General features: G+C 70.7%; 21 protein-coding genes. 11 read left to right on the top strand and 10 right to left on the bottom strand.

Annotated features, from left to right (window positions below; all coding sequences use genetic code 11):
* The first annotated feature begins 816 nt into the window (after positions 1 to 816).
* On the top strand, positions 817 to 1,407 hold the full coding sequence (locus tag ACWBNA_RS08390) for a hypothetical protein (RefSeq protein WP_482703599.1): 591 nt from the start codon (positions 817 to 819) through the stop codon (positions 1,405 to 1,407).
* A gap of 14 nt (positions 1,408 to 1,421) precedes the next feature.
* Here the strand turns inward: ACWBNA_RS08390 and ACWBNA_RS08385 are convergent, their stop codons facing one another.
* Complete coding sequence (locus tag ACWBNA_RS08385; RefSeq protein ID WP_482703598.1) at positions 1,422 to 2,183, bottom strand: sulfite exporter TauE/SafE family protein; 762 nt, start codon at positions 2,181 to 2,183, stop codon at positions 1,422 to 1,424.
* Between the two features lie 83 nt (positions 2,184 to 2,266).
* On the opposite strand from ACWBNA_RS08385, the gene ACWBNA_RS08380 reads away from it, so the two are divergent.
* Entirely contained in the window at positions 2,267 to 3,157 is an 891-nt protein-coding gene (locus ACWBNA_RS08380; protein WP_482703597.1) for a LysR family transcriptional regulator, read from the top strand.
* 79 nt (positions 3,158 to 3,236) lie between these two features.
* Here ACWBNA_RS08380 and ACWBNA_RS08375 read toward each other — a convergent pair whose 3' ends face one another.
* Positions 3,237 to 3,683, bottom strand: coding sequence for an SRPBCC family protein (locus ACWBNA_RS08375; RefSeq protein ID WP_482703596.1), 447 nt, complete (start codon positions 3,681 to 3,683; stop codon positions 3,237 to 3,239).
* A 265-nt stretch (positions 3,684 to 3,948) separates the two neighbouring features.
* Between ACWBNA_RS08375 and ACWBNA_RS08370 the strand changes: the two genes are divergently transcribed.
* Entirely contained in the window at positions 3,949 to 4,950 is a 1,002-nt protein-coding gene (locus tag ACWBNA_RS08370; protein ID WP_482703595.1) for an aldo/keto reductase family protein, read from the top strand.
* Positions 4,951 to 5,349: 399 nt separating this feature from the next.
* On the opposite strand, the gene ACWBNA_RS08365 is transcribed toward ACWBNA_RS08370, so the two are convergent.
* The 5 genes from ACWBNA_RS08365 to ACWBNA_RS08345 all read right to left on the bottom strand — a co-directional run bounded on the left by ACWBNA_RS08365 (position 5,350) and on the right by ACWBNA_RS08345 (position 13,093).
* A complete protein-coding gene (locus tag ACWBNA_RS08365; protein WP_482703594.1) occupies positions 5,350 to 6,813 on the bottom strand; it encodes an aminotransferase class I/II-fold pyridoxal phosphate-dependent enzyme in 1,464 nt (487 codons plus the stop codon).
* Between the two features lie 192 nt (positions 6,814 to 7,005).
* Positions 7,006 to 7,446, bottom strand: coding sequence for an SPW repeat protein (locus ACWBNA_RS08360; protein ID WP_482703757.1), 441 nt, complete (start codon positions 7,444 to 7,446; stop codon positions 7,006 to 7,008).
* Between the two features lie 131 nt (positions 7,447 to 7,577).
* Positions 7,578 to 9,845 (bottom strand): S9 family peptidase, encoded by a 2,268-nt coding sequence (locus ACWBNA_RS08355; RefSeq protein WP_482703593.1) that lies wholly within the window; start codon positions 9,843 to 9,845, stop codon positions 7,578 to 7,580.
* On the bottom strand, positions 9,818 to 11,602 hold the full coding sequence (locus tag ACWBNA_RS08350; RefSeq protein ID WP_482703592.1) for an N-acetylglutaminylglutamine amidotransferase: 1,785 nt from the start codon (positions 11,600 to 11,602) through the stop codon (positions 9,818 to 9,820). Before ACWBNA_RS08350 ends, ACWBNA_RS08355 begins: the two co-directional genes overlap by 28 nt.
* Before the next feature lie 297 nt (positions 11,603 to 11,899).
* Positions 11,900 to 13,093, bottom strand: a complete 1,194-nt coding sequence (locus tag ACWBNA_RS08345; protein ID WP_482703591.1) for a carboxylate-amine ligase — start codon at positions 13,091 to 13,093, stop codon at positions 11,900 to 11,902.
* A gap of 335 nt (positions 13,094 to 13,428) precedes the next feature.
* Here ACWBNA_RS08345 and ACWBNA_RS08340 point away from each other — a divergent pair, with 335 nt between their 5' ends.
* Positions 13,429 to 14,634 carry a PP2C family protein-serine/threonine phosphatase gene (locus tag ACWBNA_RS08340; RefSeq protein WP_482703590.1) on the top strand — a complete coding sequence of 402 codons (1,206 nt, stop codon included), beginning with the start codon at positions 13,429 to 13,431 and terminating at the stop codon, positions 14,632 to 14,634.
* An 84-nt stretch (positions 14,635 to 14,718) separates the two neighbouring features.
* Positions 14,719 to 15,666, top strand: coding sequence for a hypothetical protein (locus tag ACWBNA_RS08335; protein WP_482703589.1), 948 nt, complete (start codon positions 14,719 to 14,721; stop codon positions 15,664 to 15,666).
* Positions 15,667 to 15,735: 69 nt separating this feature from the next.
* Here ACWBNA_RS08335 and ACWBNA_RS08330 read toward each other — a convergent pair whose 3' ends face one another.
* From ACWBNA_RS08330 to ACWBNA_RS08320, 3 genes are all read right to left on the bottom strand, one after another.
* The gene (locus ACWBNA_RS08330) at positions 15,736 to 16,305 is read right to left on the bottom strand and encodes a hypothetical protein (RefSeq protein WP_482703588.1); all 570 of its coding nucleotides are present in this window, start codon (positions 16,303 to 16,305) and stop codon (positions 15,736 to 15,738) included.
* A 445-nt stretch (positions 16,306 to 16,750) separates the two neighbouring features.
* Positions 16,751 to 17,284, bottom strand: coding sequence for a chloramphenicol phosphotransferase CPT (gene cpt / locus ACWBNA_RS08325; RefSeq protein WP_482703587.1), 534 nt, complete (start codon positions 17,282 to 17,284; stop codon positions 16,751 to 16,753).
* A 99-nt stretch (positions 17,285 to 17,383) separates the two neighbouring features.
* Positions 17,384 to 18,781 (bottom strand): glycoside hydrolase family 43 protein, encoded by a 1,398-nt coding sequence (locus ACWBNA_RS08320; RefSeq protein WP_482703586.1) that lies wholly within the window; start codon positions 18,779 to 18,781, stop codon positions 17,384 to 17,386.
* Between the two features lie 696 nt (positions 18,782 to 19,477).
* Between ACWBNA_RS08320 and ACWBNA_RS08315 the strand changes: the two genes are divergently transcribed.
* The 6 genes from ACWBNA_RS08315 to ACWBNA_RS08290 are packed head-to-tail and all read left to right on the top strand — an operon-like array spanning position 19,478 to position 25,526.
* Positions 19,478 to 20,983, top strand: coding sequence for an arsenate reductase/protein-tyrosine-phosphatase family protein (locus ACWBNA_RS08315; RefSeq protein ID WP_482703585.1), 1,506 nt, complete (start codon positions 19,478 to 19,480; stop codon positions 20,981 to 20,983).
* Between the two features lie 7 nt (positions 20,984 to 20,990).
* Positions 20,991 to 21,734, top strand: a complete 744-nt coding sequence (locus ACWBNA_RS08310; protein WP_482703584.1) for a nitroreductase — start codon at positions 20,991 to 20,993, stop codon at positions 21,732 to 21,734.
* A complete protein-coding gene (locus ACWBNA_RS08305) occupies positions 21,725 to 23,359 on the top strand; it encodes a hypothetical protein (RefSeq protein ID WP_482703583.1) in 1,635 nt (544 codons plus the stop codon). Before ACWBNA_RS08310 ends, ACWBNA_RS08305 begins: the two co-directional genes overlap by 10 nt.
* Positions 23,360 to 23,419: 60 nt before the next feature.
* The gene (locus ACWBNA_RS08300; RefSeq protein ID WP_482703582.1) at positions 23,420 to 23,866 is read left to right on the top strand and encodes a hypothetical protein; all 447 of its coding nucleotides are present in this window, start codon (positions 23,420 to 23,422) and stop codon (positions 23,864 to 23,866) included.
* A complete protein-coding gene (locus tag ACWBNA_RS08295; protein WP_482703581.1) occupies positions 23,863 to 24,270 on the top strand; it encodes a hypothetical protein in 408 nt (135 codons plus the stop codon). The genes ACWBNA_RS08300 and ACWBNA_RS08295 overlap by 4 nt, the downstream gene beginning before the upstream one ends.
* A complete protein-coding gene (locus tag ACWBNA_RS08290) occupies positions 24,267 to 25,526 on the top strand; it encodes an acyl-CoA dehydrogenase family protein (RefSeq protein WP_482703580.1) in 1,260 nt (419 codons plus the stop codon). The genes ACWBNA_RS08295 and ACWBNA_RS08290 overlap by 4 nt, the downstream gene beginning before the upstream one ends.
* Positions 25,527 to 25,528: the final 2 nt, after the last annotated feature.

Here is a 25,528-nt window from a genome sequence, read left to right as displayed (position 1 = left end):
ACCCGCGCGACCTGGCCCGCGAAGTAGCCGTTGAGGCAGTCTCCGTCGACCGACCTCCGCAAGAGCCAGGGCCGGACGACCGGGTCGCCGTCCACAAGCCGGCACAGAGCCTCCACCACATACACCCGGCCCCAGCCGGTCACCCGCTCCGCCAGCCAGATGAGTGCGTCAGCGCCGCCAGGCAAGCGTTCAAGGCCCCGCGCCGCGAGCGGGCCGAAGGTGCAGGAGAGTAGTCCGATGGTCTGGATCAGTGGGATGTCACCCACCCTGGCAACGGCAGCGAGCAGGGCCGACCCGACCGTGACGGTGGAGGTATGGGTCCCGTGCCGTACCAGCCACCGACCGGCTTCCCGTGCTCGGACCTCCCCAGCCGTCCTGGCGGCGTTGGCGATGTGCTCGTTGTAGTGAATCGGTACGTGGACGTCGTGGAAGCGGTCGCTCAGCGCACTCGGCACGGCGTTCGGATCGGCGAAGTGCTCGGCGAGTATCCGGGCGACGTCGACGCCCACGAGCCTGCGGTCGCGCGGCGCTTTCGGGCGGGGTTCACGGCGGCGCAGTTCCTCATCGGGATACGGCTCACCGTCGCGTGGAAGGGGCTTGTCCGGCGACTGTTGATGCAGTCGGAGCGCATGGCCGAACAGCGTGGTCGGGGTGCCGGGCAGTCCAGTCCCGGGCGTCACGCTCACAGGCGGACAGCGGACTCGATTCTCTTGATCACGCCCCTGAGCGTGCCAGCTCGGCACCCGCCGTGGCAAGAGCGGCCGTGGGCGAGGTAATGGGATGCCGGTCCGGCTGCTGATCCGTCATGATCGCGACATGGGTACTCCACACGCCATCGGCGCGGCCGAGAACTGGGCAGGCGGCTCCTACGACCTGGCCATCGAAGTGGGGCCGCGGAGCGATGCCCGGCTGCAGCGCGTCCTGACCGCGGTGTGGTCCGCGGCGGGCGTTCAGGGGTGTTTCGGTGACCGGTCCCGTGAGTCCCGGGATCTGGAGCCCGTGGAGTGCACGGTGGAGTCGCTGAGGAGGTTGGGCCACCTGCAAGGGCAGGTTCGGTTGCCCACGGGCCGGCTCGTGACGTGTGGTTGCGCCGCGGTTCTGGAAGAGGAAGCCGACACCATCGACTGGCTGGACTTCTCCATTCCTCTCAGCGCCCTCGACCGCGCCGGCATCTCCTACCACCAGAGCGGCCGGCAGTTCTTCAGGTCCCGGGTTCTTGACGACTGGCTCGCGGCCGTGGGAACCGAGGCGTTCCGCACCGCCGACTTCCGCGCCGGTTACATCGGATTCGACACCTCGGGCTGCGCCGACGCCGCCACCCTGAACGGCCGGATGCCGCAGACACGGGGCATCGGCTACCTCCTCCCGCACGACGGAGAACTGCGCTACGGCGCCGCCAACGACTGAACGTCCCCGCAGGCTCAGCCCTGCAGGAAGTACAGGACGGTCATGGCCACGGCGGTGGTCAAGATGACACCCCGCAGCAGCCGGGCGGGGAGACGGCGGGCGAGGTGGGCGCCGGCAAAGCCCCCGACCACGGCGCCGACCAGCATGACGACGAGGAGAAGCGGAGCACTCAGTGCGTCCGAGGCGACGAGGAACAGCACTGTCGCGCTGAGGTAGATGGCCGCGAGCTGGGCGATCCGCATCGGGTTGGTCGCCGCGGCGTCGAGGCCGAGGCCGATGCTCCACAGGGCCAGCATCAGGATGCCTACGGCACCGCCGAAGTACCCGCCGTACACGGCGAGGAAGAACTGACCGATCAGGACGGCTGGTGCACTCATGCCGACCGAGCGGCCCAGCACGCTGGTGAACGCGCTGGAGAGATGCCGCCCGAAGGCGAGGATCACCGTGGCGAAGGCGAGCAGCCACGGCGCCGCCGCGTCGAACGACGATCCCGGCAGCACCAGCAGCAGGCCCGCACCGACGCCGCCGCCCATCAGGCTGACGGCTGTCAGCGTCTTCGTGGACGTAGGCCCGACCGGGGCGAGTTCACGCCGGTACACCCACGCGCCGGCCACGGCACCGGGGACGAGAGCGACCCGCGACATCGCGTTCGCCGTCACCGGTGACAGGCCGAACGCCACGAGGGCGGGCAGCGCCACGAAGGTGCCCCCACCACCCATGGCGTTCAGCACCCCGGCGGCGACACCGGCCAGCAGGACAAGCGACAACTCGAACACCCGCCGAGCATCGCCCCGGGACGGATGGGTCCACAATGCGCCATCGGCGGAGTCAGCCTAAGTCTCAGCCTTAGTCTGATCCGGTGCGCTATGACCTGGACGACCTGCGGCTGTTTCTCCACATCGTCACGGAGGGCTCGATCACGGCCGGGGCCCACCGCATGCACCTGAGTCTGCCCTCGGCCAGCGCCAGGGTGCGCTCACTGGAACACCACGCCGGCGTGGCACTGCTGATCCGCGGCCGACGGGGCGTGCGGCCCACGCCCGCGGGGACGACCCTGGCCCGCCACGCACGCGACGTACTCGCCCAGACCGCCCGGCTCGAAAGCGCCGTCGCGAGCTACACCCGCTCGCCAACCGCTCCGCTCGTTCTGCTCGGCGGCGGCTCCGCGATGCATCGGCTGGTGCCACAGGCCCTGATCTCGTTCCTCCGCGCCCACCCGGATCTCGATGTCACGGTGTCCGAGAGCCGCACCCCGCAGACCGTGCGGATGCTCGCCGACGGAGAGGCGGACCTGGGGATCATCCTCGACGGCGAGGCCCGCGACTGCGGCCTGCGCACGGAGCCGCTCGGCGACGACTCTCTCGTCGTGATCGGCCAGGCCGGAGGGGTCCTCGCCGGACGGACCGCGCTGACCTACAGCGAGGTCGCCGAGCATCCGCTTGTCGGGCTCAACGCCCCATCGTCACTGCGCCGTTGGATCGAGAAGCGCCTGGGGCCGCACGCTCCGGTGGTGCGCCACCGCACCACTGTCGCCGACCTGGGCGTCCTCGTCGCCCTGGCCGCCGCCGGCGTCGGGCTCGCCGTCGTGCCGCGTCGCGCCGTGGACCCCCACCAGCCCCTCGACATGTGCGAACTGCAGGACTCCTGGGCCCGCCGCCGCCATCTGCTGGCCTGGGGAGTCAAGGACCGCGCCGAGCCGACGGCGATCGCGGCGCTCGCCGAACACCTGCGCGGTGCCGCCCAGTCCTAGGCGGCGCCTTCACACCGACACGCGACCACATGATCGCCGAGCCGTCGAAGAGCTACTGATGTCGCACCAGCCACACGCCCTACGACGCTTCCACCGCCGCCTTGATCCGCTGTCCGAACGCGGGCCCATCCTTGCGTGCCGCAGCCAGGGCGAAGCCCACCAGCAGCTTTCCGATGCCGTGGCCCTCCAGGACATTGAAGATCCGCACCCTGGTCGTGGCCGGTCCGGTTGCCTCCAGCTCATAGCCACCCTCGTCAGCCGTCACGAGGTTCTTCGAGATCTCCGTCCAGCGGATGCGATGGGGAGCCTCGAATACGGTGATCCGGAACTCCCGGCCCGTCTTCATACCGGCGTCCTTGACCGTGCTCGTAAAGACCGTGCCCACCGCCGTCGGCCCCTGCGGCGTCTTCGTGATCTTCTGGACCCTGGGGCTGAACTCAGGGTCGTTCGTGCCGTCGGCGAGGAAGGCGAAGACTTCCTCGACAGGGCGGTTGATCTCGGTCGTCGCCTCGAACTGACCGGCCACGGTTCCTCCTGTGCTGCGGTCGCTGATAGCTCCGGCTGAGTACACGCTGGACTTGCCAGCCGTCATCAGGCTATCGGCCGGGATCCACCCGTGTCCTTGCGAACGCTCATGGGCAGCCGCGGTGGTCACCCGATCTGCCGGGGTGAGATGACATGCCGCTCTCGCGCCCCGCCTGTCCCTCGGTGGATGATCTCTTTGAGCCGGTCGCATCAGCGACCGGCCCAGGCGGGATCATGAGCACACCTACGCTTTGAGGGGTTCAACGATGGAATACCGGCATCTCGGCAACAGCGGCATGATCATCAGTGAGATCGCCTACGGCAACTGGCTGACCCACGGCTCACAGGTCGAGGAGGAAGCCGCAGTCGCCTGTGTGCGAGCCGCTCTCGACGCAGGCATCACCACGTTCGACACCGCCGACACCTATGCCGAGACTCGCGCCGAGTCGGTGCTCGGGCGGGCGCTGAAGGGCGAGCGTCGCGAGGGAATCGAGATCTTCACCAAGGTGTACTGGCCCACCGGCCCCGGGAAGAACGACCGAGGGCTGTCGCGCAAGCACATCATGGAGTCGATCGACAACTCCCTGCGCAGGCTTGAGACCTCCTACGTGGACCTCTACCAGGCGCACCGGTTCGACCGGTTCACGCCGCTGGAGGAGACCATGGAGGCGTTCGCCGACGTCGTCCACTCCGGCAAGGCCCTGTACATCGGCGTCTCCGAGTGGACGGCCGATCAGATACGGCGGGCGCACGCACTGGCGCGGGAGCTGCGCATCCCGCTGGTGTCGAGTCAGCCCCAGTACTCGATGCTGTGGCGGGTGATCGAGGGTGAGGTCGTGCCGACCAGTGAGGAGCTGGGCATCGGGCAGATCGTGTGGTCGCCGATCGCCCAGGGTGTGCTGACCGGCAAGTACCTTCCGGGGCAGCAGCCGCCGGCCGGGTCGCGGGCGACGGACGACAAGGGCTCGGCGATGATCGGCCGCTTCCTGCGCGACGAGGTGCTCGACGCGGTGCAGCGGCTGAAGCCGCTGGCCGACGAGGCCGGCCTGACCCTGGCTCAGCTGGCGGTCGCGTGGGTGCTGCAGAACAGCAACGTGTCCGCGGCGATCGTCGGCGCCTCCCGGCCCGAGCAGGTGGTGGAGAACGCGAAGGCGGCCGGTGTGACGCTGGAGGCGGACCTGATGGCGCGCATCGATGAGATCGTGCTGCCCGTGGCGGTGACGGATCCGCATCTGGTGCACCAGGGCGTACCGCCGCAGCGTCCCTGAACCGGCTTCGGCGGAGCGGGCGTTGGGGCGCCGGAGTCCCCCCGATGCGGCCCCTGTTCGTGGTGCTGGTCACGGTGCGGGCCGGAGGTTTCGGAGCGGTATCGGCGCTCCCCGTGGAGGGCGGGCCGCCGGTGGCCCGGCGCGGGTCTTGTCGAACCTTCGGCCCGCCCGCGCCGGGCCTTGAGCGCATTGGGCGGGCCGCGCCGCTGCCGGCGTCGCGCACCGGTCGTACGACGGCGGCGGAGACTGGGACTGGGACTGGGACTGGGACTGACTGACGGTATGTCAGGCGATGCCGCCCCCACCATCAGGAAGATCGGGAACTGCCCTGGTGCTGTCGGAGCACCGTGCCGTCACGGGCAGCGCATCGTGCCCGACCGCGGCGCAGCCGCCCGGCGCTCACCGCCGCGCGACCACCCGCAGTGTCCTGACCGAGGAGTCGGCCGCGTCCGGGATCAGGACGCCGTGTTCGACGCCGCTGCGCAGGTAGTCGAGGACCTCGTCGGTGATCACCTCGCCGGGCGCGATGGCGGGCACGCCCGGCGGGTACGGGCTGATCATCTCCGCGGCGATCCGTCCCGCGGCGCGCTCCGCGGGCACATGGTCCACCTCGGCGAAGAACGCGTCGCGTGGCAGCATGGCCTGCTCCAGCTCGAGCGTCGAGGGCTCCGGCAGGTGGACCGGCGGCCGGTGTTCGATCGAGTCGGCGCCGTCGACGAGGGCGCTCAGGGCGTCCAGCAGGATCTTCTCGGTCTCGTCGTCATCGGCGTGCGTGATGGAGGCGCTGATACGGCAGGTGTCGGAGCCGCCGAGGTCCACGTGCCGGTGGGTGCGCAGCCACTCGGTCGCCTGCATACCGCTGATGCCCAGTTCCCGCACGTCGATCACGATCTTCAGGTGGTCGAAGGAGGCGGCGAGCCCTTCCTCGACGATCTCCTCAGCCATGGGCCGCAGCCCCGGCAGCTCACCGGCCGCGACCCTGATCCGATCCGCGCGGCGCAGCGCCGCGTCCAGGAGTTCACGCCCGTGCTCGACCATCTGACGGCGCCAGCCGTCGAGGGTCGCGTACATCAGGGTCGAGGCGCTGGTCGTGCCGAGCAGGTCCTCCCGCTGCCTGAGAGCCTCGGGCGACACCCGGTCGTACTGGAGGTGGAAGACGGAACTCTGCTCGATCGCACTGCCCATCTTGTGGACGCTGGTGACCACCAGGTCGGCCTCGGCGTCCATGCCCCAGGCCGGCAGGTCGGGGTGGAACGGCAGGTGGGCGCCCCACGCCTCGTCGACGATGAGAGGGACGTCGAACTCGTGGCACACCCGCGCCACGCCTTTGACGTCCGCGCAGGTGCCCCAGTCGGTCGGCGTGATCAGCAGCATGCCCTTGGCGTCCGGATGCTCCTCAAGGCGGCGGCGTACGTCGTCGGGCTCCGGCGGGTGGGCGACATGCCGCTCGCGGTCGAACTTCGGGTGGACCCAGATCGGCTCGACCCCGTTGACGACGACGGCCGCGACCACGGACTTGTGCGCGTTGCGCGACAACAGCAGCTTCTCACCGGGGCCGGCCACGGCCAGCATGGCGGTCTTCACCGACAGGGAGCTGCCGCACGTGGAGAAGAACGCCTGCTCGGCGCCGACCGCGTCGGCCATGAGTTCCTGGGCCTGGCTGAGCACGCCCTGGGACTGGCGGCGGTCGTCCAGCCCGTTGAGGGACAGGACGTCCGAGCGGAACACGTCGAGCCCCACGATCTCCAGCACCCGCGGGTCCACACCGCGGCCCTGCTTGTGCCCCGGCGGACCGTAGGCCACGTCTCCACGCCGCCGGAACTCCTGCAACGCCTCCAGCACCGGCGCCCGCGAATGATCCATCGTTCCTCCCGAGTAGTTCCCCTTGGGTCCCTGTGTGTTCCCCCTGTGTCGAAGTCGGACTGGCCGTACCCGGTACCCGGGCCGGACTGGCCGTACCCGGTACCCGGGCCGGACGTCCCCCGGCCCGGACCGGAGCGGCCGGTCCGGGCTTCAGGGAAGGCGACAGACGGGGCGATTCGACTCGACCTGGTTCTACGGGGCGGACATACGTCCGGCCCGCGACCGCTTCTCGCCGACGACGGCGCTGGCGGCCAGACCCATCAGGAGGCCGATGGCCCCGACGATGATGTTGTTCCAGACGGTCCTGGTGGTGCTGACGTCACCGGAGACGACCCACGGCGCGACGATGGTCCACGCACCCAGTGCGCAGGCGGCCCACGCCATGCTGTGCGTTCGCTCGTAGGCGCGGCCGAAACCGCCGCTCATCAACAGTGCATAGGCGATGCCGACGACGAGATTGTTGACCGCCAGCGCGGACAGGTTGCTGAACCCCGCGATCCACGGGGAGGCCGCCAGGTACACACCCGTGAGGAACGCCATGGCCTCGATGGCCTGCGCCCTGGGTGTACTGGTGGCGCGCTCCGCCATCTCATGGCGGTTGCGCATGTCGACGATGTCGGGATGGGTTTCCATCGACGACCTCGGAGAGGTGGCCACTCCCCTCACCTCCTGGAAGCTCCGGCCGGTGTGCGGCCGATATGTGGAGCCCTTCGAGTACCCCTCTCGCCGGGCGGTCGAACCATGTTCGGGCGCTGCCGAAAGGCTCAGACGTGGAGGTGCCGCTCCATCCAGTCCGCCGCGGCCCGGCGGAACAGTCGCCGGTTGTCCGCGCGCAGGAAGTCGTGGCCCTCGTCACGCAGGGTGAGGACTTCGGCGGGTACGCCGCGTTCGCGCGCGGCCCGTACGAACTGTTCGGACTCCGACGGTGGCACGTTGGTGTCGTGTTCGCCGTGGACGGCGAGCAGCGGCACACGCAGGGCATCGACGCGGTTCATCGGGGACAGGGCGTGCAGCAGCTCGCGGTCGCGCTCGGGGTGCCCGTACTTGTGCGCCGCCGACTCCGCGAGCCAGGGCTCGGTACCGGCGAAGAAGGTCAGCAGGTCGGACATGCCGCAGACGGCGACTCCGGTGCGGAACAGGTCCGGATGCCACACGAGGGAGGCGAAGGTCAGATAGCCGCCGTACGAGCGGCCCATGACCGCCAGCCGTGTCGGGTCGGCGGGCCCCGCCGTCACCGCGTGGGCCGCGCAGTCCGCGACATCGTCCAGCGCGGCGAAGCGGCCGGCGCCCAGGTCGGCGTCGACGAAGGACCTGCCGTGCCCCGAGGAGCCGCGGACATCGGGGGCGAAGACGTCGAGTCCGCGCCCGAGCAGTTCGTGGTAGAGCGGGTTGAACACCGGCCGTTCCTGCTCCTCGGGACCTCCGTGCAGATGGATCACGCAGGGTGCCGGCTCGCCCGGGGCGCGCCCCGGCGTCCTGTAGTACCAGCCGCTCAGGGGCAGTCCGTCGCGTGCCGTGAGGCGCAGCGGGACGGGGCGCACGGGTGGGCGGCCCGGCGGGACGGCGTCCTCGTCGCGGGAGGACCACGGGGTGCGGAGCGGGGACGCGCCGTCGTGGGCCCACACGCCCGGTCGGCGTTGGGATCCCGACAGCGCGAGCACCAGTCGGCCCGGGCCCGCCGCCGTGATCCGCGTGACGACCTCGTGGGGCAGCGGAATCGGCCTGGCCGCCCCTGTGCCGGCCGGGGCCTGTTGTGCCGGGAAGGTCTCGACCGCTTCGAGGTGGCTCGCGCCCTGCACGTTCCACGCCAGCGCGGCGGTGCGGCCGTCGTACGCGAACGCCAGCAGTTCGAGGTCGCTCCCCTCGCGTTCCGCCATGACCGACCTGCCGCGCGGTTCGCCGCCGGCGTCGAGAGCGACGGCGAACAGTGCCGCGTACTCGCGGTCGGCGTTGCTGCGCAGCCACAGCGTCCGCGCGTCGGGGGAGAACCGGCCGATCCACGGATCACCGTCGGCCACGGGAACGGTGCAGGTCGTCGCCGAGTCGGCGGTGCGCCGAAGGACGGCCTCGCGACGTCCGCGCGGTCCTCGGCGCAGCAGCACGAGTGCGCCGTCACGGCTGAGGTCGCATACGCGCAAGGTGGCGGCGTGCGTCTCCGTGGCGAGCAGAACGGGCGACGCCAGGCCGTCGGGATCGATCAGGTAGGCCGACAGGCCGCCACCGGACCGGACCGCCGGTGCCGCCGCGGCCGTCAGGTCGATCGGCGTGGCGTCCGGCCCCGTTCCCGGTCCCACGTCGTACGTGGCCGCGCCGAGGAGGGTGGCCCGGCCGTCGCGCTCGGCCCAGTCGGCCGGCAGGCGGACGCCGTCGGGGTGGTGGTCGGCCGGGACGGGCTGGGCCGGGTGCACCGTACCGTCCCCGTAGGTGCGGGCAGGCGGTGCGGCGACGGTGACGGCGACGGCCGAGCCGTCGTGCGCCCAGCAGCCCAGGTAGGCGGAGCTGGCCGGGTCGGCTCCGGCCAGGATGCGGCGACCGGTGCCGTCGGGCCGTACGCACAGCACCCGGGTGTGCTCGCCGCCGCCCGGTGCGGTGGTGTACGCGATCCAGCGGCCGTCCGGTGACCAGGAGACCTCTTTGACGGGATCCGGGGAGGAGTCGAGCAGGCGCACCTCGTCACCTTCGACGGGTCCGGCATGCAGCTGGGGCACGCCGCCCCGGTCGCAGATGAAGGCCACCTGGGTGCCGTCGGGGTGGGCGGAGGGATACCAGCAGCCGTGCGCGTGCAGCCGGGTCACGGCGTCCCGTGGCCCTCCTGCCTCGGGCAACGGCACCGGAGCCGGGGCGGCGGCGGAACCTTGTACGTCCGCCGACCGGGAGTCCGGTGCCTGCGGGGCCTGTGGGGCCTGTGGGGCCTGTGGGGCCGCGGCGGGCGTCCGGGGGTGGGCGGCGACGGACGGCCGGGCGGGCGCCGGTCCGTGCGAGGCCCACGTACTCGGCTCGTCGGTCACTTGATCCCGTGCGTCTGCAGCCATATCTCCAACAAAGCTACCTGCCACAGGGCGTTGGCTCCGCGCCTGGTCCGGTGCTCGTCGGGCGCCGCCAGCAGGCCGGCCACGTACGGCTCCTGGAAGACGCCGCGCTTTCTCGCCTCGGGTGCCGCCAGCGCCTCGCGCACCCGGTTCAGGACGGGGCCGGCCATGTGCTTGATGGCCGGGACCGGGAAATAGCCCTTCGGGCGGTCGACGACCTCCCGGGGCAGGATCTTGCGGCCCGCTTCCTTCAGCACTCCCTTGCCGCCGTCGGCCAGTTTGAGTTCCGGCGGGCAGGCCGCGGCCAGCTCCACCAGGTCGTGGTCGAGGAACGGCACCCGGGCCTCCAGACCCCAGGCCATGGTCATGTTGTCGACCCGCTTCACCGGGTCGTCGACGAGCATGACGTGCGTGTCCAGCCGCAGGGCCGCGTCCAGGGCGGTCTGCGCCCCGGGGGCCGCCATCTGCTGCCTGACGAAGCGGCCCGAGACGTCGTCAGCGGGCAGCATGTGGGGCTGCAGGATGTGGGCGAGGTCGGCGTGCGGCCGGTCGAAGTACGTCTCGGCGTACCGGTCCGGCTCGTCCTCGCGGGCGACCGCGGCCAGCTGTGGGTACCAGTGGTATCCGGCGAACACCTCGTCGGCGCCCTGACCGCTCTGGACGACCTTGACGTCCTTGGACACCTGCTCGGACAGCAGATAGAAGGCGATCACGTCGTGGCTGATCATCGGTTCGCTCATCGCCGCGACCGCCCCGTCCAGAGCCGTCGACACCCGGTCGGAGGGGACCATCAGCCGCCGATGGTCGGTGTCGAACTCACGGGCGACCAGATCCGAGTACCGGAACTCGTCGCCCTCCTCCCCGCCCTCCGCCTCGAATCCGACGCTGAACGTCATCAGGTCGCGCTGCCCCTCCTCGACCAGCAGCGCGACGATCAGGCTGGAGTCCAGGCCGCCGGAGAGCAGGACTCCCACCGGCACGTCGGAGACCATCCGACGGCGTACGGCCGTGCGCAGCACCTCCAGCACCGCGTCACGCCATTCGTCCGGGCCCATGTCGGCGTCCTCCGCCCGGCGTGTGTAGGCCGGCTGCCAGTAGCGGTGGTCGCGGTGGGTGCCGTCCGGCTCGATGACGCGCACGGTGGCCGGGGGGAGCTTGCGCACGCCGTTGAGGACGGTGTGCGGCGCGGCCACGGTGGCGTGCCAGCTCAGGTACTGGTGGAGGGCCACCGGATCGAGTGAGGTGTCCACGTCCCCGGCTGCGAGCAGGGCCGGCAGCGAGGAGGCGAACCGCAGCCGGCCGGGCGTCCGTGCCAGATACAGGGGCTTGATCCCGAGCCGGTCACGGCCCAGCACCACGCGGCCGGTGCGGTGCTCGACGAGGGCGAAGGCGAACATGCCGTAGAAGTGCTCGACGCAGGCGGTTCCCCACTGCTGGTAGGCCTTCACCACCACCTCGGTGTCGGACGTCGACGTGAAGCGGTGGCCGAGGCCCCGGAGCTCCGCGCGCAGCTCCTGGTAGTTGTACACGCAGCCGTTGAAGACGCCGGTGAGTTCGCCGGCGGCGTCGGTCATCGGCTGTGCTCCGTGGTCCGACAGGTCGATGATCTTCAGGCGTCGGTGTCCCAGCGCCACCGCGCCCCGCGTCCAGATGCCCTCGCCGTCGGGTCCGCGTGCCGCCAGCCGGTCGCTCATGCGCTCGACGGCCGCGAGGTCGGGCCGCCGGCCGTCGAAGCGGATCTCACCGCTCACACCGCACATGACGGGCCGCCTCCCTTCCGCGCTTCACTGGCCGCGTGCCGGAACGGGGTGCCGGGTCGCTGTCGGTCACGGCCCGGACGGTGTTGCTGGACATGACGAACGCTCTCCTGGGGGTGGGTGAAGGGGGGACGCGGTACCGCTGCCGAGAGGGGCGGTGACCGGTTCGCGGCGTCCACCGGGGCCTCGCCGGGCCGGCTGCCGTCTGCGGCATACCGACGGCAGGCTGTCGCGAGCCGACGCGCATGACCCCCGGCGCCCGGGAGGTGCGCTGCTGGACTCATGACGTTCACCGGCGCCTCAGCGGCCGATGGCCTCCGGTGTCCCGGAGCCGACAGGAGGGGCCATGCTGCCGGCGCCGGACGACGGGAGGTTCTCGCGGCCGCCGGGTGCCGGCCTGCGCCCCCTGCGCTCACCGCGGGTCTCGGCCATCAGCATGTCGACACAGGCGAGCAGATCCTCTTCCTGTGTCGTCCGGCGCATACGGCGAGCGGCACTGCCGTCGGCGAGGGCCGAGTCTGTCAGCGCCCCGACGGTCTGCCAGTCCCCGAGCGCCTCGAGCGCGGGGCGCAGCCGCGTGAGCAGCTTCCGTACGACCTGCGCCGCGGGTGCCTCGCGGCGGGTCTCGGGGTCCACCAGGGTGCCCTCGAGGCCGGACCGGGCGGCCCGCCAGGCGGCGCCGCGCAGCCATTCGTGTCGTCCCTCGCAGGCCCGCGCCTCACCCGTGCGAAGCCGCTCACGGGCCTCGGTCACCAGAGCGCGGAAGAGTCCGGCGATGAGCACGACGGTTTCCACGCGCGGACAGGCGTCGCAGATACGGAGTTCCAGCGTCCGCAGATGCGCGGACGGGCGTATGTCGTAGTAGACCATCCCGGCGTCGCTGATGATCCCGGCCTGGATGAGATCGCGCACCGCGGCGTCGTAGTCGGCAGCGCTCGCGAAACAGCCGACCGGGCCCGCGGTGGGCCAGCGCTGCCACAGCAGCGTGCGCCAGCTGGCGTAGCCGGTGTCGGATCCCTGCCAGAACGGTGAGCTGGCGGACATCGCCAGGAGCACGGGCAGCCAGGGAGAGACCGCGCACATCACCCGTACCGCCGTGTCCCGGTCGGGGACGTCGACGTGGACCTGGGCGCCGCAGATGAGCTGCTCGTCGGCGACCTTGCCGTACTCCTCGACCATGTGGAGGTAACGCGCCTCGACAGTGGGGTGCGCGGAGGCACCGGGTGCCAGCGGCGCCGTGCCCGCGGCCACCACCGCGAGTCCCAGCGAGGCGGCGGCCGTGTCGAGCTGCCGTCTGGTTCTGGTGAGGTCGGCGTACAGGTCGTGCAAGGACGTGTGCACTTCGCTGTTCGATTCCACGGTGGACTGGTGGAGTTCATGCGTGAAGTTCCGTTGGGGAAGCCGTCGCAGGACGTGGTCGGCGCGCGGCACGAGCAGCCCGCTCTCGACCTCCAGGATGTGGAACTCCTCCTCCACTCCGATACGAATGCTCACGGTCGCTCCTTGGGGTGCCTGAACGCCTTCCCGCCCGGGGCGCGGTCCCTCACCGGGGGATGCGGCGGCGTGTGATGACCTCCAAGTGCCCAGGACAGCGAAGCGTAAGCGCGCAGCAATGAGCGTCTGTCGCATGGGCATCTCAGATGAGCGGCTGCCCCTTTCGCGTACTTTGGGGTGGCGGCTGCGGAAGGGCACGGCGCGGCTACGGGGAGATACGAGCTGTTGCCCAGGATGCGGAGGATGGCCGTCGTTTTCCCTGTTCGGAGTATGAACTCCTCGTCGCGGGAGACTCGGCCTGTCCAACCTCGTGGTACCGGGCCAAGGCGATGATCATGACCGGCGACGACACCGTGCGGATGCTGGGCGGTCTGCTGGACGCCGCGCACCTTGCCGCGCTGGAGGACCTGCCCGAACTGCTGGCCGAGCACGCCGCCGCCGGTGGCCTGCACGATGCCCGGCTGTACGTGGCCGACCTGCGCCAGGTGACGCTGCGGGAGCTGACCGGGCGGGGCCTGGACGCGTGGGAGGGAGGCCAGGAGTACCCGGTCGAGTCCTCCCTGCCGGGGCGGGCCTTCCGGTACACGCGCACACTGTCCGGCCCGGAACCTGTCGGAGAGCGCCGGGTGTACTGGGTGCCGGTGCTGGACGGCACGGAACGCCTGGCGGTCCTCCGCGTCGAGGCCGCCGCCGGATCGGACACGGCGATCCGCCACCTCGCGTCACTGATGGGTCACCTGCTGGTCAGCAAGCGCCCCTTCAGTGACTCCTACGCGCGCCTGGTGCGGCGCCGGCCCATGAACGTCGCCGCCGAGATGCAGTGGAAGCTGACGCCTCCCCTGACCCACGCCAACCGTCATGTGGTCGTCGCGGCCGCGATGGAACCCGCGTACGACATCGCCGGCGACGCCTTCGACTACGCCGTGGCCGGCGACACCGTCCATCTGGCGATCTTCGACGCCATGGGACACGACACCGCCGCCGGCCTGACCGCCAACCTGGCGGTCGCCTCCTGCCGGACCGAACGCCGCCAGGGCGCCGACCTGGCCACCATCAGCGAACGCATCGAGCAGGTCATGCTGCGGGAGTTCGGCATCCAGCGCTACGTGACCGGGATCCTCGCCACCCTCGATGCCGCCACCGGTTCCCTCACCTGGGTCAACCGCGGCCACCATCCCCCCGTACTGATCCGTGACGGCCGCTGGACGACCACCCTGCGATGCCCGCCCGCGCACCCCATGGGCACCCGTCTCGGCCTCGATGTCACGGTGTGCACCGAACAACTGCAGCCCGGTGACCGACTGCTCCTCTACACCGACGGCATCACCGAAGCCCGCGACCTGCGCGGTCGTGAATTCGGCCTCGGCCAGTTCACCGACTTCATCATCCGGCACCACGCCGACGGGCTGCCCGTCCCGGAAACACTGCGCCGTCTCATGCAGGCCGTCCTCGACCACCACCGCGGCCGCCTTTCCGACGATGCCACCGTCCTCTTCCTCGAATGGCACGGGCCCGCACGGAACACGCAGTTGGTCCCCTGACCGTGCGCCGAGCCGTGCGGGAACACACCGCACGGGCGGTGGGCCGGGGTGCGCGCTGGCCGGGCTCGGTGGAACCTGAAAAGCATGCAGCGCAAGAGCGGTCGCGGCGGCGCGGGGCACGACGTGGAGGCCGCCCTCGACGAGCTCTACGCCACGCCGCCGCCCGGCTTCGTGGCCCGCCGGGAAGTCCTGGCCGCCGCGGCCAGGACCGCCGGCCACGCGGAGGATGCCCGTCTCATCCACGCGGCCCGCCGGCCCACCCTCGCGGCCTGGGCGGCCAACCTGCTGCTGCGCTCCCAGCCGGACGAGAGCCGGCGCTTCCTCGAGCTGGGGCGCGCGCTACGCGAGGCCTACCAGACCTTGGACGCCGACGGGATCAAGGAGCTTTCGGAGCAGCGCCGCAGTATCGTCTCCGCCCTGTCCCGGCAGACCGCCCAGCTCGCCCGGGAGGCCGGTCACCGGCTGTCGGACACCGCACAGCAGGACGTCGAATCCACCCTGCGCGCCGTACTCGCCGACCAGGACGCAGCCGACCGGTGGGCCACCGGCCGCCTGACATCCACCCTCGTGCCGCCGTCGACGTTTTCCCCTGCCACCCTTACGGCGGTCGACGTACCGCCCACGTCGCACAGGTCGTCCGAGCGGCACCAAGGAAAGGCGGCCCAGCCGTCGGCGCGGCCCAGGACGAAGGACGAACTCGCCGACCGGCGCCGCCGTCGGCAGGAGGAACTCACCCGAGCGCGAAAGGCGGCCAAAGCGGCCGAGCGGCACCTCCGTGACCAACGCAGAGCCGAAACGGACGCGGACGCGAAGCTGCGACAGGCCCGGGACCGTCATGCCCAGGCCCGTCAACAGGTGACCGCCGCCGAACAACAAGTGCGACAGGCACGCGAGGTCCTCCAGCAAGCCGAGCGGGAAGAGCAGGAAGCCGAGGAACGGCGGCAGGCGGCGGCTGCCGCCCTGGGTCACGCCGAACGGGAAGCACGCGAGGCCGCCCAGGAGGTGGACCGCCTCGGCGCACCCGGCAGATGAGTGCCGCCGCAGGTGAACGCGGCGGACGGTCTGCGCGGGGTGCGCCGAGCATGGCCGCTCACACGGTGGTCATGCCTGCGTGTCTGCCGGGTCGACGATCTCGTCCTGGGACGGGGGCTTCACGGTGACCTTCTCGCCGTAGTCGTCAAAGGTCATGCTGCTGTCCTCGGAGCCCGCGGTCGCCGCCTTCAGGATGTAGGGCTCGCCCTCGGTGGCGACGTGCATGCTGATGCGGTTGTCCTCCTGCTCCTTCTCCAGGGTGAGGGCATCTTCGCCGTCGACCTCGGTGGTGGTCCCGCGTTTCATGCCCTGCCGTTCGGTCTTGTCCTGGTCCATGGAGGCCAGGAACCGCTTCTTGTCACAGAAGGCGGCGTCCGGCCCGTCCGCGGGAGCGGCGACCCACTTGCCCGCCAGCTTGCCGGCGAGCTGCTCGCCCTGCTTGGCGTCACCCCCGCTCGCGCGCGCCGAGTTGTTCCAGAAGGTGCGGTCGCCCTTGATCAGAACGTCGCCGCCCTTGCTGCGTAACAACTGCGCTCGGGCGCCGTCGCCGCCGATGGTTCCCGTGCAGTTGCCCTGGTCGTCCACGCGGATGTCGAGTTGGACAGTGCTTGCTCCCTTGACCTGCGCGGTCCCCTTCATGTGGACAGAAGACGCCTTGTCAGTGGCAGCGACCGCCTTGGCCGCGATGTCATCTGCCTTCTGCCCCGAGAACGCTTCGTCGGAGGAGTCGTCTCCACACCCGGAGACAAGCAGCGCACCCGCGCAAAGCGAACCGAACATCCACGTGGTCCGCGTCCTGGCCACCATCATGTTCCCGCCCTTCCGGCCGGACCTTCCACCGGCCATGCCGTGTCGTGTGACGCCCGTGAAGTCCGGACGTATGTCCCCGGATACCCCCAAGTCCCGACTCCTCACTGCCACTTCACGGGAATCGGGCGTCGGCACGAGCGCCGCCCGCCGCAGTACGCACGCGGACCTTTCTCGTGCCGCGTCGGGACATGTCAACCGGTGCGACAACACGGGAAGGCGGACGGGCACAGCGGATCAGCGGTCCGCAGGCCGACCGACGTCGAGGCTCCGTCGGTCAGCTGACATGGGCGGCGATGGTGCCCGCGCACACCAGGGATTCGGTGTGCGTCGTGTCGACCTCCACGTCGTAGGTGACCCCTTGATGCACCACGTCCGTCTGCGACGCGGCCATTCCCTGGACCCGGTCTCCTCGTGCGACCTCACGGCCGGCGGCGACCGCACTCTCACACCTGACGCCGACCCACAGCACCTCCAGACCGCCAAGAGCCTTCCGCCACCGCTGCTGTGACGCCGCGCCGCCGAGGAAGACGTCATCGATGACGACCCTGGCGCCGGCGCGGGCCATGGCCGCGATGCCCTCGGTCCAGGCCGCGTCCAGCGCCCGGAACTCCGCACCGACGCTCACCTGGCCGTCGGCCGCGAACGTGATTCCCTCGTCCGACGCCCGCATCCGCGCGGGCATCGCGTCGACGAACGAATCGACCCCGAACGCCAGCCACGGATCGGGCAGCACGGCCTGCAGGCACCGGACGATCCCGGACTTCCCCGAGCTGGAACCACCGTTGAGAATGATCACCTGAGTCGTCACCGCGCCACCTTAGGGCGCCCCCCCCACGCGCCGCCCAACGCTTTGCGTCAGGGTGGCGCGCAGCTCGCCCGTGGGTGCGCGAAACGGCGTCAGTCGCCCTCAGTACCCGACGTAGAAGGTGGCGTCGGCCTTCTCGGTGGTGGTGGAGATCGGGTCGATGCGCAGGACGTAGTCGGTGTGCCGGATGTAGCGGGTCGGGAAGTTGTACGAGCGGAAGGACGACCAGGAGGCGTCGGCCTGGCCGGCGGTCTTGTAGAACGTGGCGTCCGCGGCGAACGTGGAGGTGCCGTCGTTCTCGTCCAGTCGCAGGTTGTAGCTGTAGTGCCGCAGGTACCGGGTGGGGTAGTTGACCGACTGGAAGGACACGCCCGCGCTGTCGGCAAGGCCGGGTACGAGCTTCCACTGCGAGTCCGGGTACGGGTCGAACGGGTAGGCGTCGATACGGCCGACGGAGTTGGCGTGGCGGACGTAGCGGTCGGGGTAGTTGTAGGACTTCAGCCGGTTCCAGGCGGGCGAGCCCCACTTCGCCACGAGGTTGTTGTACTCGGTCGTGGTGATCGTCTCGATGCCGCAGTGCTTGGAGTTGAGCGGTTGGGTGTAGGCGCGCTGGTCCACCGCGGTCCAGGTGCCGGCGGCGAGGTCGTTGCTCTGCCAGGCGTAGAAGACGCCGTTGGGCGTGTAGGTGTCGCCCCACAGGTACCAGGTGCTGGAGGTCAGGGACTTCACCAGGGTCGGGGCCTCGGTGCCGCCGTGGGCGACAGGCGTGCTGAACGGCGTGAAGCTGCCTGGCGCGAGGGTGGTGGAGCGCGCGCCGACGAGCTTCTGGTCCCTCTTGTAGTACAGGTAGTTGACGCCGTTCACGCCCACGGCGAGGTCGCCGTCGATGATGTCGTAGCCGGGGTCGAAGAAGACCTGCGGGGACGTGACCGTCTGGAAGTCGGTGGTGTAGTTCACCATGATCACGTTGTGTCCGCTGGAGTTGACGGACGAGTAGATGATTCCGTACTGGTTGCGGCCGGCGTCCCAGAATGCCTCCGGCGCCCAGCTGTGGGTGACCATGTCGTGCAGCTTCACGCGACGGTAGCCGGTGAAGGTGCGCAGGTCCACGGAGTCCCAGACGTGGATGTACTGGCTGTTGTAGTTCCAGTCGGTGCCCTTGAGGTCGGTGGCGAGCACGACGAAGGTGCCGTCCTGCTTGCGCATGACGAACGGGTCGCGCAGACCGCCCGCGCCCGCGGTGGGGGTGACCACGGGGTTGTTCTGGTTCAGCGGCATCCAGCGCAGTCCGTCGGTGCTGACCGCCAGGTGCAGGCCGTAGTCGGCCTCGAGCATGGTCGTGGACTCGGTGAAGTAACACATGACGTAGGCCGAGTCCGCGGCATAGGCGGGCAGGGCGCCGAGGGTCAGCGTTCCGGTCACGGCCAGCGGTACGGTCGCGGCCATGCCGAGGAACAGCCTGCGCGACGGGTGGGGGCCGGAGCTGGGACTTGCGCTCATGTGCTCTCCAGGGTGCGGGTGGCGGCGGGTGGGTGGCCGCGCCGAGCGGGATGGATCAGCGAGAGGGAGGATCTCGCGCACAACCACATGCGATCGATATTTCGAACCAGGTTCGGTGAATCGATCAGAAGGTAGAGGTGAGGCGCGTGCGCGTCAACGGTTCTGACGTTCCTTGGCGATACCAGTGGAAACGGAGAAGCGATGAAGGGGCCCGCACCCCGGTCACGGTTCCAGTCGCCGCCTTCATCCGGGCACCCGTCCCTTGCCCGACCCGGCCGACCGGGCGCCCATGGATCACCATTCAATCGGGCCGCCGGACGCCCCGATTTGCACTTGTGTACCACTTTTCCCATTCCGCGCGTTACGGGCTCCACAACAGACTCGCAAGTCGCACGAGCAGAGAATGGACGCATTCGCCCGGCGCACAGAGGGGCGCACGCCATAATTCATAAATCGTGCGCCCGTGCGACGTCAGATAATACGCCGATCACGGGTGTCCTGAATACAACCTTCCTGCACATCAGGGAAGGTGCGGCACTTGCGCGGGACGCGGAATACCTGCACACTCGTCAAGGTCGGCCGCATTGATCGACGCATGTACCGGCGGGGGCGTACATATTCAATCGGTTCCCTTTCACGTATTTCGCCGAGAATTACCGGCGTTACTGCTTGGGGAACTTTCGGAGGGTCACGCGAATGGCTTGGCTCGCACTCGGATACTTTCTTGCCTATATTCCCTACGCCATGCTGGTGAAAGCGGTGTCCAGCGGGGTCTCGCCGCTGGCCGGGGAACCGGTCGACGGCCTGGTGCTGCTGCCGGCGGCCGCACTTGGCCAACTCATCGTGATGCCGCTCTTCCTTTTGGCGAGCGGGTGGTGGCGCTACGCGCGGCAGCATGAGATTCCGGGGATGGGCCGCGTCCGGGCGCCCGGAAGGGAAACACTGCTGGCAGGATTCTTCACCTCGCTCATCATCGCCACCACTACGCTGAATTTCACCTTCGCCGGTGTCTCCATCCTTCTCGTGCTGCTTCTGATGCGCGGGGGTGTACTGATCCTTTCCCCGCTGGTCGACTCGGCGCGCAAGCGGAAGGTTCCCGGTTCGGCGTGGGCTGGACTGGCTTTCAGTCTGCTGGCGGTTTCGGTGGCCCTCGGCGATGTGGCCAGTTATCACCTCACCCTGGCGACGGTGTTGAGCGTGCTCACTTATCTCGTCGGGTACGTGGGGCGGTTCGAGATCATGAGCCGCGTGGCCAAGACCGGAGTGAAGGAAACCGATCGCCGCTATTTCGTGGAGGAGCACGCGGCCGCACCGGTCTTCCTGGTCGCGATCCTGGCGGCAGCGGCCCTGGCCGGGCAACCCGGGTTACGCACCGGGTTCACCACCTTCCTCGGCACTCCCACCGCCTGGGCGGCCGCCGGTATCGGCATGGCCTACGAGGTGCTGTTCGTCTTCGGCACGCTGATCTACCTCGACCCCCGTGTGTACACCTGGTGTGTCCCGGCCAACCGATGCGCCAGTCTGCTGTCCGGCCTGGTCGCCTCGTACGCCCTCGCCGGGCTGGCCGGGCTGCCGGTGCCGGGGAACGCTCAGCTTCTCGCGCTCGTCTTCATCGTCACCGCCATCGCGGCCTTGTCCTACCCCGCGGCGGAGTCCTGGTGGCGGGGGCACGCCACCCCCACACGCCGGGTGCTGTTCGTCTGCGGTGGCAACACGTCCCGCTCGCCCATGGCGGAGGTCATCGCCCGGGCCCACGCCAGGCAGGTGGGTGTGGGCGCGCGTGGCGTGCGGTTCGCCAGTGCGGGAGTCTCCCCCGCGCGGCCCGGAGCGCCGTTGGTACCCGCCGCCCGAACGGCCCTTGCCGAACTCGGTGTACGGCGCGTGCCCGGCCCCGTACACCCACGCCGGCACCGGGCGCGGCCGATCACCCCCCGGCTGTGTCGCGACAGCTCCGTCATCTACTGCATGACGCGCTCGCACCGCGACGCCGTGGTCGCTCTGGCGCCTGACGCGGAGAGCCGCACCCTCTGCCTGGACCCACACGGCGACGTTCCCAACCCCGAGGGGCAGCCACCCGAGGTCTACCGCCAGTGCGCCGGCCACATCCAGGAGTTGGTCCGCACCCGCCTGCACGAGTTCCTCGGCCGCGACCTTGGCCCCGACGTCCGTACCGCCGGGCTCAGTCGAGGCGCGAGGGAGTGAGGTACCCATGACGGTCCATGACGAGCCCGCGTACGAGAACCCGGCGAGGGAGGTTGGGACGTACGACGGCATGAACGGCGAGTTGCCGTATGACGGCCTGTCCCTGATCGCGTCCCGCCACTGCAAGCGGGCCTTTCTCGACCTGCCGGTGCCCCGGGACGTCCTGGCGGAGGTGCTCCTCACCGCAGGTCAGGCACCCTCCAGCCGCAATATCCAGCCGTGGCGGATGACGGTGGTGACCGGAAGCCCGCTGGACGCGCTGATCCGCACGCTCTGTGAGGGCTTCGACCGCGGAGAGCCCCCACGACCGGACTGCGCCAACCGGACGCCGACGCTCGACGACACCGCGGCCGAACGTGCCCGCGCGGCCCTGTCCGGAGTACTGCGCGCCAAAGGCCACGCCCCCGACGACCCCTCGGCCCCCCGTGCCCATCTCCGCGACAACCTGCGCTTCTACGGCGCGCCGACCGCCCTGGTCTGCCACGTCCCCGGCGACGCCGTACCCGGAACCTTCCTGGAGGCCGGCCTCTTCCTGCAGAACGTCATGCTCGGCCTGGTCGCCCGGGGACTCGGCAGTTGCCCGCAGTTCAGCGTCGCGGGCTACGCGGACGCGCTGCGCCGGAAGCTGGACATCGACGCCGACCGGATCATCGTCTGCACCATGGCCGTCGGCTACCCCGACGAGGCGGCCCCCGTCAACCGGTTCGTCCCGCAACGGGCTCGCCTGGAGGAGTACGTTCATTGGAGCTGACCGATCGGAGCAGCGTCCACCCCGGTGCGGCGCGCCGGGCCCGACTGGTGGCCGTGGCCACCGAACCAGGCGACCTCGGCAGCGCCCGCCTGCGCTCGCTCGACGGGGTGGCCGAAGCCCTGGAAGTACGGGCCGACCTGCTCGGCGACCCCGATCCCGCTCAGCTGCGCAAGCACTTCACAGGCACTCTGACGTACTGTCTGCGCAGCCGGGCGGACGGCAGCGGCGACCTCGTCCCGGCGGAGCGGTTCACGCGGCTGCTACGCGCGGTGGACCACTACGACGTGATCGACCTGGAGTGGCCCCACGACCTGACGCGGCCGGAGCTGCTGGCAGCCGTCCCCGCGTGGCGCCGGCGCATCTCATGGCACGGGACGCTTCCGGCCGGGCAGCACGCCGGGCAGGCCACAGACGGCCACGCCGCGCTAAGGGGACGGTTCGCCGCACTACAGGCCGTACCCGCGGCGCTGTACCTCCTCGATGCCCGCTCCCCCGGCCCGCGGCCACAGCACGCGCTCGCGGACGGCATCACGGCGGCTCCCTCACTGCTGGCCGGCCTCGGGCGCGGGGACGTCACCGCGTTCACGTCCGGACCCGCCGGCACCTGGACCCGCATCCTTGCCCCTTGGCTGGGCGCACCCGTGGTGTTCGGCCGGGTCTCGGCACCGGGCCCGGACGGCATGCCGAGCATCGAGCAGCTCGTGACCGACTACCGGCTGCCCGAGTTGCCCCGGCTACGCGGCCTCTTCGGCATCGTGGGCCGCAACTGCGGGCGTTCGCTGTCACCGCGCCTGCACAACGCCGCGCTGCGCACGCTGGGCGTACAGGCGCTGTATCTCCCGTTCCAGGCGGAGGCCCTGGCGCCGTTCTGGCGAGCCGCCGTCCGCTTCGGGAAGGAGAGCGGACTGCCGGTGCGGGGGATGACCGTGACCGCCCCCCACAAGGAGACCGCCCTTGTGCTGGCGGACGTGGCGAGCCCGACGGCCCGGCAGTGCGGTGCGGCGAACCTCCTGTGGCAGGAGGAGGGGTTGTGGCGGGCCGACACCACGGACACGGTCGGGGCCCTGCACGCACTGGCCCGGGCCGGGGTCCACCCGACGGGCCTACGGGCGGCGGTCGTCGGATGCGGCGGGGCCGGGCGAGCGGTCGCACTGGCCCTGCTGAAGGCAGGGGCCCATGTGACCCTCGTCAACCGGGGACACGCACGGGGCCGGGAATCCGCACGACGCATACGCGTCCCGTACGTACCACTGTCCGAGTTCAGCCCCACCGGCTACAACGTGCTGGTCCAGGCCACACCGCTGGTGGAGCGGCCGCCCTTTCCGGTCGCCACGGCCGACCCCGGGGCCACCGTGCTGGAGCTGGCGTACCGCGACCCGCCCACGGCGCTGATGGAGGCGGCGCGCGCCCGCGGTCTGCTGGGCATCGACGGCTGGGAGGTGCTGCTCGTCGAAGTCCAGGAGCAGTTCCGACTGCTGACGGGACATCAGATCCCACTCGCCGTGCCGCTGCGCGCCCTGTGCGCCGACCGTGCGCGGGCCCGGCCGGTCGGCCCGCCCGGACAGACCTGCCGCGGCACCTCCCACGGGCCGGCCGACGGTCTACGACCGGCATCCGGCGTATGACGGCCACCACACCCCCTGCGGAAGACCGCAGGGCGAACCCCTGGGGAAGGAGAACACCTGATGACCATCCACTCGGCGGCCAGTGCGCCACCACCGGCCGAGCCGCCCCCACCGGACGGCCCCGACATGTCGGCCCTGTTGGGAGACTGGCTCAACACCGACCGCGGAGCGGTGTCCAAGGGCCCGCTCCGACTGACCGCCGCCGCCTGCGGAAAGGGCCTGACCGTACGGGCCTTCGGCACCACAGCCGTTGCCGGAGGCTCCCCGGCGGGCCGACGGCCGCGCGACTGGGGCGAAGTACCGGCGGCCGTCTACACCGCGCCCGGCACACCCTCCACGGCCTGGTCGTTCTGCGCCGTCTACGAACTCGGCGCCTTCCGCACGGTCCTGTCCGCCTACTACAAGACCGGCATCCTGGTGACCACCGCGTCCAGTGTGCCCCTCGACGGCCGGGGCCCCGGCCAGTGGACCCGCTCGTTCTTCCACCGGGTGGAGGAGGCCGTATGACGTCACCACACACCGACCTGGGCGATCTCACCGGCGGGTGGGTCAACTTCGACACCACCGCCACCGGCATCCGGCTCGTCGACGCCGTGGAGGACGACGGCCGACTCGCGTTGAGTGTCGCCGAGGGCGGCCCCGGCGTCCCCGACACCCACACCGCACTCGTCGCCACGCCGCTGGTGGACGCGGGCCGGGACGGCCCGGCCGTGGGCTTCCTCGCCGAGGGGCGGCTCGGTGTCGCCGCCGCCGTCCTTTGCGGCTATCTCAACCGCGGCCTGCTGACCATCGACGTTCACACGGTCCACCTCGACGACCAGCGGGTGCCGCCCGTGATGTACCGCGCCCACTACTACCGCCCGGGACTCCCCCAGCCGTCCGAACCACCGGAAGGGGCACCTCTCGCATGACCGCAGACCTGGTGCACGGCCCTCACCCTCCGCGCGGCCCGGTGCTCGGAGACCAGGTCGCCCTCGACCGCGCGGAGAAGCTGGCCGCCCAGACGTTCTCCGCCCGCGCGGCCGACTACGACCGCAGGGCCGCCTTCCCGGCCGAGGACTTCGACGACCTGTTCGCGGCCGGCCTGCTGGCGGCCGCCGTACCGCGCGAGTACGGCGGGCTGGGCTTCGGCCCGCAGCAGCGCAACACGCTGCCTCTGTGGGAACTCACCACCACCCTCGCCTCGGCCGATCTGTCGCTGGCACGCTGCTGGGAGGGGCACGCCAACTCCCTGGTCCTCATCGACGCCCTCGGAACGCCGGAGCAGAAGCAGCGCTGGTTCGCGGGCGTGGTGGAACGCGGGGAGAAGTGGGTGGCCTGGAGCGGCGAGCCCCGCGCCCCCAAGCCCGGGGAGACCAGCCGTTTCGGCACCGCGCTCACCGCGGTCGACGGCGGCTGGACGGTACGGGGCACGAAGGCGTTCGCCACCAGTGCCACCGGCGCCCAATGGGCCGTCCTGTTCGTCGACCCCGCCGGTCCCGGCGGAGCCCGGCACGCGCAGCCCGCCCCGAACGGCCGGGCGGCCGCAGGCGGCAGGGCCGCGGGCGGTGAACTGCTCATGCTCGGCTGCGATCTGTCGGACCCGAGCGTGACCGTCGACAGCACGTGGTGGGATCCGGTGGGCATGCGCGCGACGGTCAGCCACTTGGTGCGGTTCAACGACACGTTCATCCCCCGGGACCACCTCATCGGCGCACCCGGCAGCTATCTCACCGGGCAGTGGCAGGCCGCGTTCGTCCCCCACTACGCCTCCAGCTTCCTGGGCGCCGCCCAGGCCGCGTGCGCCTACGGGCTGGCGTACATCAAGAAGCAGGACAAGGGAACCGATCCGTACGTGCGGCAGCGGGCGGGCAGCATGGCCGTCAATGTGGACACGGCCCGTCTGTGGCTGCGCCATGTCGCCGCGTTGTGGGACGAGGGCCGGCTGGACGAGGCCAGGATCGCCGGCAGCAAGGCCCGGCATGTCATCGAGCACCTGGCGGAGGAAACCGTGCACCACTGCATCCGTGCCTGCGGCGCCCGCAGCCTGGTGCGCCCCAGCCCGGTGGAGCGGATCCTGCGCGACCTGACCTTCTACCAGCGCCACGACAACGACGACCACATCCTCGCCACCATCGGCCGCGCCGCACTCGGCGAGCACCACGACCCGTCCTTCCACACACCCTGAGT

This window comes from Streptomyces sp. Q2 (genome assembly GCF_056820935.1).
Note: the sequence above shows the minus strand (reverse complement) of the source record. Positions and strands in the feature narration are given on the sequence as shown.

Excerpts from the sequence above, each read along its gene's own strand:
- ACWBNA_RS08390 (WP_482703599.1), top strand. The coding sequence starts at position 817 with ATGGGTACTCCACACGCCATCGGCGCGGCCGAGAACTGGGCAGGCGGC.
- ACWBNA_RS08360 (WP_482703757.1), bottom strand. The coding sequence starts at position 7,446 with ATGGAAACCCATCCCGACATCGTCGACATGCGCAACCGCCATGAGATG.
- ACWBNA_RS08330 (WP_482703588.1), bottom strand. The coding sequence starts at position 16,305 with ATGAAGGGGACCGCGCAGGTCAAGGGAGCAAGCACTGTCCAACTCGAC.
- ACWBNA_RS08315 (WP_482703585.1), top strand. The coding sequence starts at position 19,478 with ATGGCTTGGCTCGCACTCGGATACTTTCTTGCCTATATTCCCTACGCC.
- ACWBNA_RS08365 (WP_482703594.1), bottom strand. The coding sequence starts at position 6,813 with ATGGATCATTCGCGGGCGCCGGTGCTGGAGGCGTTGCAGGAGTTCCGG.
- ACWBNA_RS08300 (WP_482703582.1), top strand. The coding sequence starts at position 23,420 with ATGACCATCCACTCGGCGGCCAGTGCGCCACCACCGGCCGAGCCGCCC.
- ACWBNA_RS08290 (WP_482703580.1), top strand. The coding sequence starts at position 24,267 with ATGACCGCAGACCTGGTGCACGGCCCTCACCCTCCGCGCGGCCCGGTG.
- ACWBNA_RS08355 (WP_482703593.1), bottom strand. The coding sequence starts at position 9,845 with ATGGCTGCAGACGCACGGGATCAAGTGACCGACGAGCCGAGTACGTGG.
- ACWBNA_RS08295 (WP_482703581.1), top strand. The coding sequence starts at position 23,863 with ATGACGTCACCACACACCGACCTGGGCGATCTCACCGGCGGGTGGGTC.
- ACWBNA_RS08370 (WP_482703595.1), top strand. The coding sequence starts at position 3,949 with ATGGAATACCGGCATCTCGGCAACAGCGGCATGATCATCAGTGAGATC.
- ACWBNA_RS08340 (WP_482703590.1), top strand. The coding sequence starts at position 13,429 with ATGACCGGCGACGACACCGTGCGGATGCTGGGCGGTCTGCTGGACGCC.
- ACWBNA_RS08310 (WP_482703584.1), top strand. The coding sequence starts at position 20,991 with ATGACGGTCCATGACGAGCCCGCGTACGAGAACCCGGCGAGGGAGGTT.
- ACWBNA_RS08335 (WP_482703589.1), top strand. The coding sequence starts at position 14,719 with ATGCAGCGCAAGAGCGGTCGCGGCGGCGCGGGGCACGACGTGGAGGCC.
- ACWBNA_RS08320 (WP_482703586.1), bottom strand. The coding sequence starts at position 18,781 with ATGAGCGCAAGTCCCAGCTCCGGCCCCCACCCGTCGCGCAGGCTGTTC.
- ACWBNA_RS08350 (WP_482703592.1), bottom strand. The coding sequence starts at position 11,602 with ATGTGCGGTGTGAGCGGTGAGATCCGCTTCGACGGCCGGCGGCCCGAC.